This is a genomic window from Providencia sp. PROV174, from assembly GCF_028480685.1.
GTDB classification, from domain to species: domain Bacteria; phylum Pseudomonadota; class Gammaproteobacteria; order Enterobacterales; family Enterobacteriaceae; genus Providencia; species Providencia rettgeri.
In genome coordinates this window covers 326108-345219 of the sequence record NZ_JAMPOT010000007.1, presented here as the reverse complement: position 1 = coordinate 345219, position 19112 = coordinate 326108, and the positions used below count along the sequence as shown (strand labels likewise).

General features: G+C 38.0%; 20 protein-coding genes. 11 read left to right on the top strand and 9 right to left on the bottom strand.

The window, feature by feature from the left end; all coding sequences use genetic code 11:
* Window positions 1–15 precede the first annotated feature (15 nt).
* Both trhP and yegS read left to right on the top strand, forming a co-directional pair.
* A complete protein-coding gene (gene trhP, locus PSE60_RS05325; protein WP_272664741.1) occupies window positions 16–1401 on the top strand; it encodes a prephenate-dependent tRNA uridine(34) hydroxylase TrhP in 1386 nt (461 codons plus the stop codon).
* Between the two features lie 463 nt (window positions 1402–1864).
* Window positions 1865–2764, top strand: coding sequence for a lipid kinase YegS (gene yegS, locus PSE60_RS05320; RefSeq protein WP_272664740.1), 900 nt, complete (start codon window positions 1865–1867; stop codon window positions 2762–2764).
* Window positions 2765–2810: 46 nt separating this feature from the next.
* Here the strand turns inward: yegS and thiD are convergent, their stop codons facing one another.
* The 3 genes from thiD to PSE60_RS05305 form a co-directional block, all read right to left on the bottom strand.
* Complete coding sequence (gene thiD, locus PSE60_RS05315; protein ID WP_272664739.1) at window positions 2811–3608, bottom strand: bifunctional hydroxymethylpyrimidine kinase/phosphomethylpyrimidine kinase; 798 nt, start codon at window positions 3606–3608, stop codon at window positions 2811–2813.
* 194 nt (window positions 3609–3802) lie between these two features.
* Complete coding sequence (locus PSE60_RS05310) at window positions 3803–4669, bottom strand: YjjW family glycine radical enzyme activase (protein ID WP_272664738.1); 867 nt, start codon at window positions 4667–4669, stop codon at window positions 3803–3805.
* Complete coding sequence (locus PSE60_RS05305) at window positions 4641–6197, bottom strand: YjjI family glycine radical enzyme (RefSeq protein WP_272664737.1); 1557 nt, start codon at window positions 6195–6197, stop codon at window positions 4641–4643. The genes PSE60_RS05310 and PSE60_RS05305 overlap by 29 nt, the downstream gene beginning before the upstream one ends.
* A gap of 665 nt (window positions 6198–6862) precedes the next feature.
* Here PSE60_RS05305 and pagP point away from each other — a divergent pair.
* Window positions 6863–7438 carry a lipid IV(A) palmitoyltransferase PagP gene (gene pagP / locus PSE60_RS05300; RefSeq protein WP_109912424.1) on the top strand — a complete coding sequence of 192 codons (576 nt, stop codon included), beginning with the start codon at window positions 6863–6865 and terminating at the stop codon, window positions 7436–7438.
* Window positions 7439–7516: 78 nt separating this feature from the next.
* Here the strand turns inward: pagP and PSE60_RS05295 are convergent, their stop codons facing one another.
* Window positions 7517–8893 carry an amino acid permease gene (locus PSE60_RS05295; protein ID WP_272664736.1) on the bottom strand — a complete coding sequence of 459 codons (1377 nt, stop codon included), beginning with the start codon at window positions 8891–8893 and terminating at the stop codon, window positions 7517–7519.
* A gap of 230 nt (window positions 8894–9123) precedes the next feature.
* Window positions 9124–9270 (bottom strand): PhoP/PhoQ regulator MgrB, encoded by a 147-nt coding sequence (gene mgrB, locus PSE60_RS05290; protein ID WP_004911439.1) that lies wholly within the window; start codon window positions 9268–9270, stop codon window positions 9124–9126.
* A 333-nt stretch (window positions 9271–9603) separates the two neighbouring features.
* Here mgrB and PSE60_RS05285 point away from each other — a divergent pair, with 333 nt between their 5' ends.
* Window positions 9604–9987 (top strand): helix-turn-helix domain-containing protein, encoded by a 384-nt coding sequence (locus tag PSE60_RS05285; protein ID WP_004911441.1) that lies wholly within the window; start codon window positions 9604–9606, stop codon window positions 9985–9987.
* A gap of 225 nt (window positions 9988–10212) precedes the next feature.
* Complete coding sequence (gene yidA, locus PSE60_RS05280; protein WP_272664735.1) at window positions 10213–11025, top strand: sugar-phosphatase; 813 nt, start codon at window positions 10213–10215, stop codon at window positions 11023–11025.
* 63 nt (window positions 11026–11088) lie between these two features.
* Here the strand turns inward: yidA and yddG are convergent, their stop codons facing one another.
* Both yddG and PSE60_RS05270 read right to left on the bottom strand, forming a co-directional pair.
* Window positions 11089–11988 carry an aromatic amino acid DMT transporter YddG gene (yddG, locus tag PSE60_RS05275; protein ID WP_210836340.1) on the bottom strand — a complete coding sequence of 300 codons (900 nt, stop codon included), beginning with the start codon at window positions 11986–11988 and terminating at the stop codon, window positions 11089–11091.
* A gap of 189 nt (window positions 11989–12177) precedes the next feature.
* Window positions 12178–13638 (bottom strand): alanine/glycine:cation symporter family protein, encoded by a 1461-nt coding sequence (locus PSE60_RS05270; RefSeq protein WP_210836343.1) that lies wholly within the window; start codon window positions 13636–13638, stop codon window positions 12178–12180.
* A gap of 582 nt (window positions 13639–14220) precedes the next feature.
* Between PSE60_RS05270 and PSE60_RS05265 the strand changes: the two genes are divergently transcribed.
* On the top strand, window positions 14221–14469 hold the full coding sequence (locus PSE60_RS05265) for a DinI-like family protein (protein ID WP_004253462.1): 249 nt from the start codon (window positions 14221–14223) through the stop codon (window positions 14467–14469).
* A 379-nt stretch (window positions 14470–14848) separates the two neighbouring features.
* Window positions 14849–15220, top strand: a complete 372-nt coding sequence (locus tag PSE60_RS05260; protein ID WP_109912418.1) for a hypothetical protein — start codon at window positions 14849–14851, stop codon at window positions 15218–15220.
* A 57-nt stretch (window positions 15221–15277) separates the two neighbouring features.
* Here PSE60_RS05260 and PSE60_RS05255 read toward each other — a convergent pair whose 3' ends face one another.
* On the bottom strand, window positions 15278–15655 hold the full coding sequence (locus PSE60_RS05255; RefSeq protein ID WP_210840507.1) for a hypothetical protein: 378 nt from the start codon (window positions 15653–15655) through the stop codon (window positions 15278–15280).
* 283 nt (window positions 15656–15938) lie between these two features.
* Between PSE60_RS05255 and PSE60_RS05250 the strand changes: the two genes are divergently transcribed.
* The 3 genes from PSE60_RS05250 to PSE60_RS05240 all read left to right on the top strand — a co-directional run bounded on the left by PSE60_RS05250 (window position 15939) and on the right by PSE60_RS05240 (window position 18093).
* Window positions 15939–16178, top strand: coding sequence for a HEAT repeat domain-containing protein (locus PSE60_RS05250; protein ID WP_272664734.1), 240 nt, complete (start codon window positions 15939–15941; stop codon window positions 16176–16178).
* Window positions 16179–16352: 174 nt separating this feature from the next.
* The gene (locus PSE60_RS05245) at window positions 16353–16691 is read left to right on the top strand and encodes a hypothetical protein (RefSeq protein WP_210839812.1); all 339 of its coding nucleotides are present in this window, start codon (window positions 16353–16355) and stop codon (window positions 16689–16691) included.
* A gap of 250 nt (window positions 16692–16941) precedes the next feature.
* Complete coding sequence (locus PSE60_RS05240) at window positions 16942–18093, top strand: pyridoxal phosphate-dependent aminotransferase (protein ID WP_272664733.1); 1152 nt, start codon at window positions 16942–16944, stop codon at window positions 18091–18093.
* A gap of 44 nt (window positions 18094–18137) precedes the next feature.
* Here PSE60_RS05240 and PSE60_RS05235 read toward each other — a convergent pair whose 3' ends face one another.
* Window positions 18138–18482, bottom strand: coding sequence for a DMT family protein (locus tag PSE60_RS05235; protein ID WP_115167132.1), 345 nt, complete (start codon window positions 18480–18482; stop codon window positions 18138–18140).
* A 134-nt stretch (window positions 18483–18616) separates the two neighbouring features.
* Between PSE60_RS05235 and PSE60_RS05230 the strand changes: the two genes are divergently transcribed.
* Entirely contained in the window at window positions 18617–19108 is a 492-nt protein-coding gene (locus tag PSE60_RS05230) for an N-acetyltransferase (RefSeq protein WP_272664732.1), read from the top strand.
* Window positions 19109–19112: the final 4 nt, after the last annotated feature.

Here is a 19112-nt window from a genome sequence, read left to right as displayed (position 1 = left end):
AGATAGAGAATAACCATGTTTACACCAGAGCTTTTATCCCCTGCCGGTTCGTTAAAAAATATGCGCTACGCTTTTGCGTATGGCGCAGACGCTGTTTATGCGGGCCAGCCTCGTTACAGCTTACGCGTACGAAATAACGAATTTAATCACGAAAACTTAGCCAAAGGCATTCAAGAAGCCCATGAGCTGGGTAAAAAGTTTTATGTGGTTGTGAATATTGCCCCTCATAATGCAAAATTAAAAACCTTTATTCGTGATTTAACCCCCGTCATAGAAATGGGCCCAGATGCACTGATTATGTCTGATCCTGGCCTTATTATGATGGTTCGTGAAGCGTTTCCTGAGATGGATATTCATTTATCTGTACAGGCCAATGCGGTTAACTGGGCTTCGGTGAAGTTCTGGAAACAAATGGGCTTAACACGCGTGATTTTATCTCGCGAATTATCTCTTGAAGAAATTGCGGAAATCCGCCAACAAGTACCGGAAATTGAGCTTGAAGTGTTTGTTCACGGTGCGCTCTGTATGGCCTATTCCGGCCGTTGTTTACTTTCCGGTTATATTAATAAACGCGACCCTAACCAAGGGACTTGCACCAATGCTTGCCGCTGGGAATACAACGTACAAGAAGGTAAAGAAGACGATGTGGGTAACATTGTCCATATCCATGAGCCCATCCCAGTACAAAATGTGACGCCAACCTTAGGTGCGGGTGCGCCAACAGATAAAGTCTTTATGATAGAAGAAGCCAAACGACCTGGCGAATATATGACTGCCTTTGAAGATGAACATGGCACTTATATCATGAACTCAAAGGATTTACGCGCAATCGAGCACGTAGAAAATTTAACAAAAATGGGTGTTCACTCATTAAAAATTGAAGGCCGTACAAAATCGTTTTATTACTGTGCTCGTACTGCGCAAGTCTATAGGCGTGCAATTGACGATGCTGTCGCTGGAAAACCCTTTGACCCAACGTTACTCTCCACTTTAGAAGGATTAGCGCACCGTGGTTATACTGAAGGCTTCTTACGTCGCCATACCCACGATGCCTACCAAACCTATGAATATGGCTACTCTGTTTCTGAAACTCAGCAATTTGTGGGTGAATTTACCGGCAAACGTGTCAATGGTATGGCTGAAGTTGATGTAAAAAATAAATTTAGCGTTGGAGATAGCTTAGAGATGATGACACCTGCGGGTAATATTGTCTTTACCTTAGACGCTTTAGCAAACCGCAAAGGCGAAACGATTGATGTTGCACCAGGCAACGGCCATGTGGTTTATCTACCAATCCCTGAAGATGTTGATGTCAATTTTGGTTTGTTGATCCGTAACCTAGCAGGAACAACCACCCGGGCACCTCATCAAACTCAGCCAGAAAAGCAAATTGCAGGCTAATCACCACTTAGTTATTTTTAAATAGCTTGTTCACTATAAGCCAAAACTTCATCGTTTAATACTTTGATATTTTGGCTTTTTTTTATCTATAAAACGATATTATTTCACTTTATATGCTTTTTTCTTATATGATAATCATTCGCGTTATTGACATTTCCATTAAAAAATGCGCTGAATATCCAATTTTATGCAACAGATCACATCAATTGGTTATTCAATATCGTATAGTCACTCTCGAAAACGAAGAACTAGAAAGTCATAAAATAAGACTAGGAACCACCTCCTTGGCTGGCTCAATCTCCCTTGAGCTAGCCATTTCTTTTATCTGCTACTTTTATTTCATTTCTCTTGTTAACGCTATTTCTGTAAAAAAATCAAAAAAAACTCATCCATATTTTATTAATCCATTTATACTCGTTTTAACGAATATTTGACATACGTTAAGCCAAATGGATGGGTATTTATGAATCAATATCAGTCAGCCATGGTTATTCTTAATGGTAAACAAGCAAATCACATTGAGCTGAGAAAAGCCATTACTCACCTGCGTAAAGAAGGCCATCAAATTCAAGTCCGTATTCCTTGGGAGCTGGATGATACGCATTATTTTATTTCTCAGGCGATAAAATACGGTGTTGATACCATCATTGCCGCCGGAGGTGATGGCACAGTGAATGCGGTTGCCAGTACCCTGATGAAATTCCCTAGCGAGTCCCGTCCTACTTTAGGGATCCTCCCGATGGGCACAGCAAATGATTTTGCCACTAGCGCGAATATTCCAATGGATATTGAATCAGCACTAGCACTCTCATTAAAAGGCAAAGCTGTGCCTATTGATATTGTGCAAGTCAATGAGCAATATTATTTCCTTAATATGGCCACTGGCGGCTTTGGGACACGTATTACCACCGAAACACCAGAAGCACTAAAGTCGGCGTTAGGAGGAGCGGCTTACGTAATAAATGGCTTACTGCGTCCTGACACACTGAAAACGGACATTTGCCATATTGAAGGGGAAAATTTTAGTTGGGAGGGGGAGACGTTAGTGATCGCTATCGGAAACGGCCGGCAAGCAGGTGGAGGCCAGCAACTGACACCACAGGCACTCATTAATGACGGTGCATTAAATTTACTGATTATTCCTGCAAGGGATGTGATACCCGCATTTTTATCGAATTTATTTTCAGCTGATAAAAACGAACACTTAGTTGAAAAGCAATTATCATGGGTAAAAATTTCATCTCCTCACGATATGATCTTAAACCTTGATGGTGAGCCACTATCGGGAGATACCTTTACGTTCTCAGTGCAGCCAAACGCCATTCAGTGCCGGTTACCTCCTCAATGTAACTTATTAACTTAAAGCATAATATGAAAGCCCGAGTATTTGGGCTTTCAATCTTTTAAGGTTACCACCATGCATGGAAGTGATGCACAGGACCTATTCCCTTTCCAACTTCTAAGCTATCCGCTTGTTCTAACGCGGCTTGTAAATACGCTTTAGCCTGCGTAACGGTTTCTTGCCAATCCGCGCAACGAGGGCGCAACGCAGCCAAAGCTGCTGACAAAGTACACCCTGTACCATGGGTATTTTTAGTATTTATACGAACAGAAGTAAAACGCCATTCGCCTTTTGGTGTGATTAACCAATCTGGGCTTTCAGCATCACTTAGGTGCCCGCCTTTCATTAATACCGCTTGGCAACCTTTTTCAAGCAATTTATACCCTTGAGTCAGCATTTGACTTTCTGTTTGTGCGACTTTTTCGTCTAACAATACCGCTGCTTCGGGTAGATTTGGTGTAATAATAGAAACGAGGGGTAATAACTGTTGACGCAGCGCATCAACCGCATCTGGTAATAGCAACGGGTCGCCACTTTTAGCCACCATGACGGTGTCCAATACCACATACGGGATAGAATATTGTTTCAGCGCATTCGCCACAACGGCGACATTACTTTGATTAAACAACATACCGATTTTTGCGCTATCAATTCGCACATCACTGAGAACCGAGTCTAATTGTGCCGCCACAAATTCAGGGGGTAAGTCTTGAACAGATTGCACACCTCGAGTATTTTGAGCCACCAATGCTGTCATCACGCTCGTACCATAAGCCTCTAACGCAGAGAACGTTTTTAAGTCTGCCTGAATACCCGCCCCACCCGATGGGTCTGTTCCGGCTATGGTTAACGCATTGATCCTCATGTGTGACTCCCCTTTTCGTCGGCTAAAGCAATTGAATAGATTGATAAGCAAGGTTTACTGAAATCATTTTAAATCAAACAATAAAACCGCCTTAATTGTCTCATAACATTTAACAAATACCAGCGGTTAGTGAATGAATTTTAATGAGTTAGATAAAAAGAGAGGATATCTCACGCAGGGAGAATTAACATAATTTATAAGTACACATTAGGCAAATGAATATTATCAACACCTCGCTGCTGTAATAGTTGAGCGAATGCCTCCACTTCTATTTGGGTTGCCGCAGGCCAGTTAGCTGCTTCATTTTTTACGCCATGCTGTTGAAAGGCGTTAATCTTTATCCGTGTGCTCGTAGGAAGTTGATTTAGAAAATCAGCAAGTTCATCAATATGTTCTAGGTAATCTGTTTGCTGAGGAATATACAATAAGCGCAATTCATACAATTTCTCTGCTTGCGCCAAATATTGAATCGATTGAAAAACACGCTGGTTATCTTTTCCTGTTAGCCTTAAAGCATACTCATCACTCCATGATTTTAGGTCAATCATCACGCCATCCGTATACTCAATCACTTTATTCCAGCCCGCAGAAGCCAGATGTCCATTACTGTCAATAAAGCAGGTTAAATGCTTGAGCTCCGGTGTGGCCTTAATTGCTTTAAATAATTCAATAATAAAAGGTAATTGTGTTGTTGCTTCCCCACCACTAATGGTTACGCCATTCAGGAAAACAACTTTTTTTTTCAAGTCATTAATAGCGTCATTAACACTTAATGGCACCGTCATCGGACTTGAATTTTTAGTGCACGTTTGCAAACAGGTATCGCAAAGCTGGCAGGCATCGCTATCCCAGATAACCTTACCATCCACAAACGATAACCCATTGTGAGGACAGGTTAAAACACAGTCCCCACAATGGTCACAAAGCGACATGGTATATGGATTATGGCAATTCAAACACCGTAAATTGCAACCTTGCAAAAAAATAACGTGCCGATTACCAGGGCCATCTACACAGGAAAAAGGAATAACCTTATTCAGCGTAGCGCATCGATTGCTCATGACTAATTACTCGTTGCTGACGGGCTGTAATTTTACAGTTCTTAGTCGCTTCCTCTCCTAACCAGGTAGTGTTACTTCTAGAACCTTGTTCTTTGTATTTTTCGATATCCGACAAACGTACCATGTAGCCAGTAACACGGACTAAATCATTACTCGCCACGTTTGCAGTAAACTCACGCATTCCACAGCTAAATGCCCCTTTGCACAATTGCATTAATGCTTGCGGGTTTTGTTTAATCGTTTCATCGATAGTTAAAATGTCACTGATCCCAGACAAATAGTGTTTGTGATGAGGCGCTACGGCTTGGATATGCGAAACAGGATCGGGCTCTTCACCGTATGGAATGCGAGCCCCCGGTGTAGTCCCTATATCCGAACTGATCCCAGATTGGGCATGGAGCATGGCTCGGTTTTTATAACCATATTTAACAGGTGTGGTTTCGACAAAGTCTGCCAACTGTTCACTGATTTGATAAGACAGTGGCAAGGCAGGTGAATTTGCTTGATACGCACCTTTCGCTCCATCTTTTTCCATAAGGATATTCACGGCTTCAGCTAAACCATAAATACCAAACATCGGAGCAAAGCGTTCTGGCTCTATTAATCCTTCTTGGACAAGAAAACTGGTTTGGAAGAAGTTTGATTCCTCAAATAAAAATGCGCTACGTGTTTCAATGAGTTCCATTTGTAACTCACAATACTTTTTCAATTGCACATTTAAAAAATCAGCTGAATTTTGACTGCGTAATGCAACCTCGCGCAAATTAATACGAACTAAAGTGCTTCCTCCGCCTGCAACAGGCAATGCATTATAACAGCTGACAATGCCGTAACCTTGTTCATCAAATGCAGCACGATGAATGATATCATTCGCAATATGCGGTTTGCTGCATTCACAAATATTTTCAATCGCTTGTAAGAAAAGTGATTCAGGTGTGCGCTGTGGGTGATAAACAAATGTCAGGTTAGGTGCGACTTGCTTCAATTCCGCATCGATACGTAAAATCAAACGGCAAATCACGTTGTCATCCGGCCCAATATTGGCATGCATAAAGGCATCAGGTAGAGTTCGGTCTAATTGTATCCAAAATCTTTTTAATTTTGGATACAATTGTTCTTCTGTCAATTCCCCTACATATGGCATGAGTACTTTATCTAAGTACCCTAAAAATACAGGGAAATTGGTTACCGATGGAACGTGATGATATAAAATCATCAGATGATTAAGCGCATCATCAAAGTCCTCAGCAGGAGCTAATTCTAGGTATGCTGAACCTTGGTTGAGGTATTTTACATAATCAGGCAACACATAGCGTGGCTTATACGGTGCATTTCCTTCATACATATCACAAATAACACGTTCACTTAACGCCTCTGCGAGGGGTTGGCTCATCGCAAGATAGGGAATGTGGCTATCCGCCTCTACCGCTAAAAAATTGGCTTTTTGTTTTGGTGATAATATTTTATCTGTGGCGATAGCCAAGCATTTAGCTTGGTATTCTGTCAGTGGTTCTTGACGTTTCATCATGGTGATGTTCCTTTTTTAGTTAGAAGCTAACGTTGCTTACAGCAATGTATATGCCGTAGACTTTCAAGAACTAGCTCCTAGCCGTGTTGACATGCAGCAACTTATAACCGCCGCCTATATCCTCCATTTCATCCCATTGAGACAAGTCATTATTTGACGTGCGTCATACTTTTTGGATTTGTTTGCACGCTATTTTTCATAAATGTCTGCTCTATCAACATTACTAGTCGTTATCACCTAAATAATACGAAATACCTCTTTATTACAGAAAGTTAGCCACATCTAGAATGAGTGATACATTGGTTTTCCTTATCTTTACTAACTCAATTCAGCTCATTTATTTTCATCAAGTAATCACATTATCTAATTAAAAATGGAGTATTTTGTCAATTATTGGTTTTTTAGGAGAATTAACCTATTCAATAGCCAATTTGATCAGCTAATATCCCTTTTTACTGTCAGTTATCCCCCTTAAAAATAGGCAAAATTAAACAGTTCTAATATGACCAGCTAGTTATTATCCTTAACTATGTAATTAATACTGTTATATTCTGTACATCTTAATTAAAATAATTGAGCTCAAAATTATAATAATAATGCTAATCTGATAATCATTAGCGAGCTAATCATCATTTTTATATCTGCGATACAGAACTGGATTTACAATGAGAGTTTATAAAAACATACAGTTGGCCGTAGGTGCTTCGCTACTCATGAGCGCCTCAATCTGCATATCATCGCCTGCCGTTGCGCAAGAGCAATCGGCAAATTTATGGGATAAATTTAAAAATAATGTCAGTACCACATGGGACTCTGACAAATATGAGTTATATGTTCCAGCGGTGACTTGGCACAACCGTGCAATGTACGACAAGAAAAAAACGGATGAGTATAACGAGCGACCTTGGGGTTTTGGCCTTGGTAAATATCGTTATGATGAAGACAATGACTGGCATGCTATCTATGCAATGGCATTTAAAGATTCACATAATGATTGGGAACCAATTGGTGGTTATGCATTCCAAAAAATGTGGATCCCAGGGGACATTGATGGTTTTCGTATGGGAGCAGGCTTCACTCTAAGTGTCACTGCCCGTAGGGATATGTACTACATTCCAATCCCAGCACCGCTCCCGCTAGTATCAGTGGAATATGACAAGCTTTCGCTGCAAGCCACTTATATTCCAGGAACTTATAATAACGGTAACGTATTATTTGCTTGGCTACGTTGGCAGTGGTGACCTAACGACTTCATCGCAGTATAAAAAGACCGGTCGGGTATTCCCACCGGTCTTTTTATTATAAGAAAAAAACCAAATCTAGCTTAATTGTTGGCTTTTGGCTAAGTCTTGCTTTTTAGCCCCTGAGAATTGATACCCAACCCATAGAACTGCTATCCATAATGGCATAATTAATACCGAAATGCGCAAGCCGTCCATTGTCAGGATGATCCCTAAAATCAACAGTAAAAATGCTAAGCACAGATAGTTTCCAAATGGATACCAAATGCTTTTAAATTTCGTTTCAACACCTTGTTTGTTCATTGCTGCTCTGAACTTCAAATTTGAAACACAAATCATAATCCAGTTCAGAACCAAGGTTGTCACGACCAATGACATTAACAATTCGAAAGCTTTACCTTCCATCACAAAGTTAATTAAAATTCCACCAGAAGTCGCAATACCTGAAATGAATAATGCCATGACGGGGACGCCACCTTTATTCACTTTCGCAAGAAATTTAGGTGCATTACTTTGTTGTGCTAAACCAAACAACATACGGCTTGTTGCATAAGCCCCACTGTTATACACAGACAACGCAGCAATTAAAATAACCACATTCAATGAATTAGCAACCAGTAAATCGCCTAATTCATGGAAAATCAAGACGAATGGGCTTGTTTTGCCATCAAGATCAACCCAAGGATATAACGCGAGTAATACCGCTAACGAGCCAATATAAAAAATCAAGATGCGATATACCACTTGGTTTATTGCTTTTGGAATGCTTTTATCTGGGTCTTCGGCCTCTGCAGCGGTAATACCGACAAGCTCTAAGCCCCCAAATGAAAACATAATAATTGCCAAAGCCATTATTAGCCCATTAAAGCCATTAGCAAAGAAACCACCATATTCCCATAAGTTACTGACTTTCGCTTGTGGGCCGCCATGACCGCTGAGCAGTAAGTAGCAACCAAAAATAATCATAGCAACGACTGCAATGACTTTGATTAATGCAAACCAGAACTCAGTTTCCCCATAAGAGCGCACATTGACCAAGTTAACCGCATTCACAGCAATAAAAAACACCGCGGCAGAAACCCATATCGGGAGTTCAGGCCACCAATGTTGCATATATTTACCTGCGGCGGTTAGTTCTGTCATCCCAACAAGGATAAACATGACCCAGTAGTTCCACCCTGAGAGAAAACCTGCAAAGCCACCCCAATACTTAAATGCAAAATGACTAAACGAACCCGCGACAGGTTCCTGAACAATCATTTCTCCCAACTGGCGCATAATAAGAAAAGCAATAAACCCACACAGTGCGTAACCAAGTAAAACCGATGGCCCTGCCATTTGTATGGTTGTTGCTATTCCGAGGAATAACCCTGTACCAACAGCGCCTCCCAAAGCAATCAATTGGATATGCCTGTTTTTTAATCCCCGCTTTAGCGTCTGTTGCTGTTGCGCCATAACTTTACCCTTTCGTCCTCTTACTTGCTTTTTATCGTCCAAAATAATGATAATGACACAAGTTTATTTGAATTTTCTTATTAACACTACATTCTTCTGGCGCTGTTTTTACCATATTTTACGGCCCAAAAGCAGGTGCTATTAGTTATTTTTTTTCATCACATAACAAAATGATACCGCAGGATAGTTACCCCAACTCAATATCATGGATTGTGCATTAAAAAGCAAATTCAAAATGGTAACAAGTCAGTTACACGACAAATACCAAAAATAAAGTTTTCTCCCCCCTGATCACACAGGTTGTCCATCGCTAAGAGATAGAAAAAAAGACACGCTAAGACAGCACTTACAGCAATAATTAATTTACGACCAAACACCGACAATTCCTTCATATTTCTATGATGATTTTATTTTTCAAATGATTACAATATTAAGGTACTGCCATTTTATGATAGATATCATTTATGGCATTGCACGTAATGCGTTTATAGAACAAATGGTACTCTAATTTAGAGCATCAAATTTGAGGAAAATATGCAATTGACCTCTTTTTACAAAAATTCCGCTCATTTTAGGCGCTATTGGTCATTAACTTATTCTGATTGTGCTTTTTTTACCCTAAAAATGGGAAATACCGCACAAGCAGCCTTTGTCATCATGAAATGAAGTTGTGTATACTTCTGCTACCGTAAAACTAGAAAACATTTGAGATGCCACAAGATAACCACTTAGCACTTGTTTATGCTTTGAGTAAATGGATAGAAGAACACTTAGGGCGCGTGATCCACTTAGAAGAGCTCGCGGCTTATTCAGGCTATTCACTTTGGCATATGCAAAAAATCTTTAAAGAAGTCACAGGGATTTCACTGGGTAAATATATCCGCCAACGCCGTCTTGCGGGTGCGGTTAACTTACTGCGCAATAGCAGCCAGTCTATTTTCGATATCGCTCTGGATTTTGGTTTTGGGTCACAATCCCACTTTACCTATATGTTCCGTAAAGAATATGGCATTACGCCATTTGATTTTAGACAGAATGACCAAATTCAATTAGATGTGAAGCAACCGCTTCATTTAATTCATAATTATGAGTGAGAATATTTTAGCCGCATTAATCTATTGATTCACATGCTAATGCTATAAAACATTGTCATTTCAAGCTTCGACTATTGAACAGAGTTCCTGCTTTGTATTCTGTTCAATTTCATATCAAACACCCATTATTCTATTGTGAGTAAAATTATAACTATTCGTATAATTTACATTCTGAATAATTGGAGTAAGGTATTGGCAGAAAGCACGCATTTTAGGAGGCATTGGATGTCAATCAAACTGGTCGCCATTGATTTAGATGGCACATTACTTAACTCCCAACACCAAATATCTCCCGCAGTAAAAGAGGCTATCACTCAAGCCAAACAAAAAGGTGTACATATTGTCTTAGCCTCAGGTAGGCCATTTTCGGGGATCTCCCCTTACCTACGGGAATTAGATTTAAATACCGCAGATAACTATTGTATTAGCAATAATGGTAGTGTCATTCACCAAGCCAATGATGGAAGTCATCTGGCAGAGAATTTGTTAGATTTCGCTGACTTCCAATATTTTGAAGAACTAGCTAGAAATGTCGGGGTTCACATGCATGCTCTTGCGGATAACAGCATGTTCACGGCAAACCGCCATATTAGTCACTATACAGTTGCAGATGCTTATTTAACTCATACTCCACTAATCTATTGCCCCGTTAATGAAATGGACTCTTCTTTGGAATTTACTAAATTTATGATGATTGACCATCCAGAGAAATTAGATATTGGTATCAGTTATCTTCCAGAGAATGTCTTCGATAATTACGCTTTAACCCGAACAAGCCCGTATTTCCTAGAGGTGTCAAATAAAACCTCAAGTAAAGGCGCGGCATTGCAATGTATCTGTGAAAAACTGGGTATTACACCTGACAAAGTCATGAGTATTGGTGACCAAAATAATGATATCCAAATGCTACAATACGCCAGTGTTTCTGTCGCAATGGGCAATGCTTTAGAGCCAATTCGCCAAATGGTTAAATTTGTGACCACAACTAATGATGAAGATGGCGTTGCTGTCGCCATTAATAAATTTATTAATGTATAAGTCCGCAAAAATTCACTTTAGTCTAATTTCTGTTGCAGCGCTTATCTGGACGCGCTGCACCTTTTAACCACTTATTGGTTTTTGCCTCGTCGCTAAAAAGCAAATCACCGACCCCATTGTCACCATTAACACACCTTGCCAAAAACTTAACGTTAATGCCGTGCTTAATAACATAGACGCGAATGCAGTTGATATAACTGGGGTAAAATAAGAAAGTGTCCCTAAAAAAGCCACATTGCCCTTGATAACCGCAAATGTCCATAATGCATTCGCTCCGCCAGTCGCAATTGAGGCAACCAGTAATAATAACAGGCTTTCTTTATTGATAATAAACGGTGTTGGGGTACTGAAAAAATACAGAATCCATAACCCAATAGAGGTCATGATAAAGAATAGTACCATACCATTGTGACCTCCAGAAATACGCTTAGTGACATTGCTGTAAAACGACCAAACAATAGCCCCAATAAAGGCTAAAAAATAACACAGTGGATTGCTTTGAATATTTTCCCAAATCGTTTGCACCGACAATGGCTGATTTCCTGAAATTACCCAGATCAACCCCATAAATGCTAAAACTAACCCTAATCCCAATAATAAAGTGAAACGTTGACGGTTAAAAAATACCGCCAGTGCGATAGTAAAACTTGGCCACAAATAATTCACCATACCAAGTTCAATAGCTTGCTGCCGGCTATTGGCTAAGCCTAACGCCAATACAAAACAGATTTCATAACTAACAAACAGTACCGTTCCCCAGAGTAAATAGCGTTTGGGATACTTCGTTATTTTAGGCACCCCCATGGCAAGTACTAACACAAGGGAACCGACTGTATAAACTAATGCTGCACCACCGACAGGCCCAAAATTTTCACTTACACTGCGGATCAGCCCAACCATTGTGCTCCACAACAAGATTGAAATAACTCCATACAGCGTTGCGGCGTACTGATTCAATTTCATAACTCTCTCGGCTATTTAAATTAGAAATAGGATATATACTGTGATAATACATTTATTTCATCACCTTAAAAAACCTTATAGCTCAAAGAATTATAAAACAAGCGTTTATTCTTATTAAACCTTGATAATATTGCATAAAAAAAATTCTCAGGCTTTCACCTAAGAATTTTATGCTTTACGTTTTTTATATTAGCGAGATGTTTCTTTCTCAACCCACTTATCGACTTCTTCTTTTTCCCATATCCCCTCCTCAAACTGTTTCTTTAATTCAGGGTGCTGATTAATATCAAAAGTCGGTATTTTACCTGCAACCAATTGCTGGTTATAATCTTTAGCGAGTTTGAAAGCGATACCCGATAATAAAAGGATCGCGATTAGATTTGTTATTGCCATTAACCCCATGGATAAATCAGCAAGTTTCCAAATAAATGGCATTTCAGCAAGTGCACCAAACATCACCATACCTAATGCAGCTAAACGGAAAATAAATAAACCCGCTGTATGATTATTTTCTAGAAAAATCATATTGCTTTCAGCGTATGCATAGTTAGCAATGATTGATGTAAACGCAAAAAAGAAGATAGCAATCGCAATAAAGGTGCTTCCCCAGCTACCAACGGCAGAAGATAGCGCAAGTTGTGTCAATTCAATGCCATTAATGTTATCCATCCCACTTTCTAGAACACCAGATGACAAAATAATAATTGCGGTCGCACTACAAATAACAATAGTATCCATAAAAACACCAAGCATCTGCACATATCCTTGAGATGCAGGATGAGGTGGATAAGGTGCTGCGGATGCCGCTGCATTTGGTGCTGACCCCATCCCGGCTTCGTTAGAGAATAGCCCTCTCTGAATACCTTGTGTCATAGCCTGAGCAACACCATAGCCAACAGCCCCCCCCGCTGCCTCTTGCAAACCAAATGCATTTCGGATTATCAGCATAAAAACTTCAGGTAATCGTTCAATATGGTGCCCAACAACCCAAAATGCCAATAACAAATAGGCTAACGCCATGACAGGAACAACTAATTCAGCAACCCTCGCAATGGATTTCAATCCACCAAAAATAATAACTCCGCTTAATAAAACTAAGCCAATGCCAACATAAATTGGATTGAAATCAAAGGCGACTGCGGTTGCTTGAGCAATAGAATTAGCTTGTACTGCATTAAATACTAAACCAAAGGCAATAATCAGGAATATTGAAAACAACACCCCCATCCAACGTTGGTTTAAGCCTTTTTGCATATAATATGAAGGCCCACCACGATAATTTCCTTTATCATCTTTGGTTTTATATAACTGTGCTAAAGTACATTCAATAAAAGATGTTGCCATTCCGAGTATAGCTACGACCCACATCCAAAAAATAGCACCGGGTCCGCCAGCTGTTAGTGCAATTGCGACCCCGGTTAAGTTTCCTGTACCGACTCTAGCGGCTAAACTTGTACATAGTGCCTGAAAAGAGGAAATACCTGCGCTATCCGATTGTTTACTGTTTTTTAAGACACTAAACATATGGCCAAAATGCCTAATTTGAATAAACCCTGATCGAAGCGTAAAATACAGGCCTGCCCCCAGTAATAAATAAATAAGTAACGAACCCCAAATAATATTAGTTAATGAGTTTATAAATTCTATCAAATTACACTCCTTTTTTATTAGAACGATTAATAATGTATTAATCGAAAATCAACCCCTCACATTTAAAACATACCCCCAGAAAAAGGAGTTTAGCTTACAAAAGCTCAATCATCTTAATATGATTATCAGAAATTATATTTTTTTCTCTTTAATGTAAATTAATTTCCGTTTCATCAATCGTTAACTACATTGTGCTTTAATTAAAACAAGTTAGACACTCCCAAATAAACACATATAACACCTTGAAAAACCTAACCAAGAAAAAATTCTTTATGATTAAGTAAGAAATTAATCAAATGATTGATTTTCAGTATTTATTTTAACCAGCAAGTTACTTGAATAAATAAAAAAACATTATTCATTTCATCGTTTCATTCTTAATTAGCTTATTTCTTAACAAAAATATTTATAATATTTCTTTTGTTTAATTTATTTATTATTTGGAATATCTAATCAATGAATGAGGTTAATTTATAATCAAAAAAACCGTCACCGCACAACCATCGTAATTAGATAGTTGCTTATACTTTCACTTAACAATAAACTGAGCCTAATTAAATTTTATAGACAAGAGGTTAACGTATGGAAATTAATATCAAGTTATCTGATGACCCACTTTCTCAGCTCCCTGAAAAATCATATGAGTCCTTCATTGCTGAGCTAAAAGCACGTGTTTTAGAAGTCTACCCTGGCAGCTATCTTTTGATTACTCATGATAATGGCCCAACAACCTTTCAAACTAAAGGCTTTCATGATGATAACGAAGCACATATTGTCTTACATGAACTTGTCGAAGATGTCTTAAAACATGGCCATTGGTTAAAACAGTAATCTCCCTGTTAGGTTACATGAACAAAACCAGCTATGAGTCTACCTGACCTCTAGCTGGTTATTTTTTATTTCGCCCATATTTCGATAACACGCCTCTAATATGGGTTCAAACTCTGATCAAGATCATACTTAACCTTAACTTTCACCAAAACAAGTTAAAATCGCTTTACCTTACACCGCTATATGATAATGTGTATAACGTAATTTTCATTTACATTGCTTTTGCTAATTATAGCGGCCAGTATTTATACTGGCTCTTTTTTATGAAATCATGCTAAAAACCTACTCGTCATCCCCCATTTTAGGCCTAATCTGCTATAGTATTTTTCTAGTACCAGATAGAGTTATTATTCATTGTGTGCAAAATAGAGGTATGACTATGAAGCGTTTGTTACTGGCTTTTTGCCTGGCTCCAGCCCTTGTTATGGCTGATAATGCCCCATTAAATATTAGTGAAATAGCCAAAGATTATTGTGAGATCACTGGTCAAGCACTAAGTGAAGCATACAGCACTGACAAAACTAGCAGTGAATTAACCCAATCAACTATTGCTAAATTGAAAAGTGAAAATGTCGACCTCAAGCAATTAGCCACTGTAGAGTCAGACCTACGCGAAAATCTAACATCAGCGATTGACGCCGTACGTAGCAATAAATCTAAGTTTGCTAATGAAGCCGACTTCAATAAATCACTAAATGACTCTATTTCAGCTTGTAAAATTCAAACTGAACTGCTTTTGAATAAATCTTAATGATTTAATTTTTTAGAAAAGAAAAAACGCTCAAACTAAAATTTGAGCGTTTTTTTATTAATTGGTTGGTTTTTTAATACACAACTGTTCAATCGAGAATTGTAATTCAGGTGTTTCACTAATAATCAATTGCCCATGCTCAGAGAAACGCCCTTCTTTAATGCTGACATTTGCAACAAATGGTAGCGAGCTATCTTGGGTCGATAAGCGGTATAAGCCACAAACCCGATAACTTTCTCCTTCCTTAAACTCACTTTTTTGTACTATATCCACATCACTGAACTCAATCGCTGATGCGTTTCCTAGCTTCTTTTCCACCATGCTTTGCGCTTCATTTTTAACATCTGAGTCACCAATACTGGTATAAGAATGGTATGCAAATACGCCTAAAGCCAATAGCAATACAATTAATAATTTTGTTTTTATACGTTTCAACGCATCACCCTTTCTATTTTATGACAACTCAACCTAGTATAGGTGTATTATATCAATTTGAGTAAACAATTTGAGCTTTTGCCTTACTCATTTACGTTTGTCCTAACCAGTTGACACTAGTTTATAATAATTAATTTTTAAAAACTGAGAATATTACCAATATCCTTCCTGTTATTATTGATTCAATGTATATCTATTAAATTAACATTAATAAAAAAAACATTTTTTATTTAGTTAGTTTTATACTGGCCTATATACTACCTGACTGATTTAATATATTTTTATGAAAGAAAAAATCGTTAAAAACCTTGTTAGCCTGACTCATGGAACCAACAATGATGTTAAAATAGCGGCAATAAATGCATTAGGCGATTATATTTTCTCTATTGAGCAAGAAGATGCTATCGATAGACTATTAGCCTTATGTGAGGATTATAATAAAGATATAGCTGTCGCATCAATTGTATCAATTAGCAAATTAGCCAAATTCTTCCATGAAACCCAACAAAATAAAACTAACTAAAAAATATCAATTTAACGTAAAATTCATTTGTTTAACAAATAATTTTCATTATGAGAAAATAATGGAAGAAACATGACTGAATTATGGTTTATTCATTTAGATAAGTAAATACAATTGAATTAATTAATTCAAATGGCAGAATAATAATTAATAAATATCTAAAGGAGATATAACATGAATATATTAAAGCCATTAATTCTCAGTGCAAGTTTAATCGCGGTTAGCTTTTCAACATTCGCTTACCCAGGAGATGGCAATGGTTCATGGCACCGCGGAGGGTACCAAAACCAACAGCAATATAATGATAGGCCTTGCGATAATTACCGCCACTCTAATTATGCAAATCGTCACCGTGGTATGATGCAGTATTCAACATCAATTCAAACTACTCAACCAGATGAAACACTGAAAAAAATTGCTGCGGATGCTCCTAAAGGAGAAAATGGTAAACAATATATGGTTAAAGTTGCGGTTGTAGAAATTACACCTAATCCCCCTGTACAAGGCCAATAATTTTTACCAAGGGTAGAATAACACTACCCTTTTTTGTTTATATCACTTCAATGGTTATACCCCCCATATAATTGCTCTCCCTTACTTTGCTACCTTGGCATGTTTCTTTTCATATTTACCATAGATAAATTTGCAATAGTTCACAAGCCAATCAAATGAATAAGTAATCATAAAAAGTAAATAATTATTTACTTTAAGACTATTTTGAGTAATCTAATACTTTCAAAGATAATAATTTCAGGGAATAACTATGGATCGCCGTTCGTTTCTTAAATCCACATCAATAGTTGCAGGTGGAATTGCACTTAACTCGCTTTTTAATCAAGCCATTGCGCAAACAAACAACATAAATATACCAAGTGAAAAACAACCTCTCTTGCTGAATTTTAATGAAAATTCATTAGGGATGTCACCGAGTGCAAAAGAGGCCATTATCAAAGCGTTACCTAATGCATTTCGTTATCCGGATGACGCTCGCGCTGAATTACAGCATAATATTGGTGAGCGCTACAGTTTATCTAATAAGCACATTAGCATGGGTAATGGATCATCTGAAACGATTCAAGCTGCTGTCGCTATGTTGGCAAATAAAGCAAACAAACTCGGTAAAAAAATTCAACTAGTCACTCCTGACCCAACGTTCAATTATGCAGAACTTTATTCTCTGCCATTGGGTATTACGATAACGAAAATTCCTTTAAAAACTGATTTATCATTTGATTTAGAAGGAATGGAAAAAGCGGCTAATGATTTTGACGGTTTATCAATGGTCTATATTTGTAACCCGAATAATCCGACAGCAATGATCACGCCTTATAGCCAGTTGGTTAAATGGATGGGTAAAGAGTCTGACAACACATTTTTTATCGTTGATGAAGCTTACGCCGAATTTGTTGAAGACCCGAATTTTACGAGTGCTATTGAATTAGTCAAAAAAGGCCAAAGTAACCTGATTGTCACACGTACTTTCTCAAAAATTTTCGCCTTAGCAGGTTTAAGAGTTGGCTATGGTGTTGCGGCTCCCGAAATTATTGCTGCTGTAGACGAATTTTTATCTATTGATAATACCAATACAGCAGGAGCAGTCGCTGCAATCGCGTCTCTAAAGGATAAATCATTTATTGAATACAGCCTAAAATCTAACAATATTTCGAGAAAAATCGTAGAAAAAGCATTAAATGAGATTGGGTTAGAATATGCCCCATCTCAGGCTAATTTTATTTTCCATAAAGTTAAAGGTGACGTAAAAACCTATCAACAACGTATGGCTGAAGCTCATGTTATGGTTGGCCGTGAATTCCCACCAGCCATTGGCTGGAATAGACTCACACTAGGAACCCCCGAAGAAATGCAGCAATTTGTTGTGATATTAAAGCAGTTTCATGAAAAAGGGTGGGCATAAATTAAGTTAACCCAAAAAGAGCAGTTCAAGCTGCTCTTTTTAAATTAAAATGGCCCCTTAAAGATAAAAAAGGCGCCAGCAAAAATAAGAATAAAACCAATTAAATGGTTAATGGTAAAGCTTTCACCTAAATACAATACCGAAAAAAGAACAAAAACACAGAGTGTTATCACCTCTTGCATTGTTTTTAATTCAGCCGCACTGTAATACTGATGCCCTAACCGATTAGCTGGCACTGCAAAACAGTATTCAACCAATGCAATTAACCAGCTAAAGAAAATAACAACATACAACGGCTTTGTTGTGAACTTTAAATGCCCGTACCAAGCAAACATCATAAATACATTTGAAATAATAAGTAAGAATACTGGGTAAAATTTAGTTAACATGCTGATTCAATAGACAAAGAATAAATAACCGATATTATGAGGTTAGAATTAACACACGACAATGTGCTCCCATAAATACCCCTGCACTTCATATCATAAATTTAAACGTATTTAGCAATCATTACGAGGTAATAATGAATATTAAATATGAATTAATGACACAACCAGATTGTCCTGCTGTCGCCCAATTATTGCAATCTAATTCTGAATCCCAACAAGGTGGGTTACTCGGTGAGTATCCTCAAGCCAAAGTCAATGCAATGTTTACTGGAAGTCTGACTACCGTTGTAGCTCGAGATGGAAATAAAATTATTGCTGTCGTATTTAGCTTTGACGCTAACTCTTCATCCCTACCCGCTATAGCGCATTTGATCATTAAACAGCATGCAGAAATTATACAAGATAACTGGTTCTATGGCCCTGTTTGTATCGATAGTGATTATCGAGGGAAAAATATTCTCAAATCTCTTTTTGATAAAATTTGTTCATACAATCAAGGAAAACCTGTTGCCTTTATTAATGCAGACAATCTCAGATCACTTATGGCACATCAAAAAATAGGCATGAGCAATGCCACTAATTTTGAATTTAATGGCATCACATATCATCTAATGGTTGGGAGTTAATTGT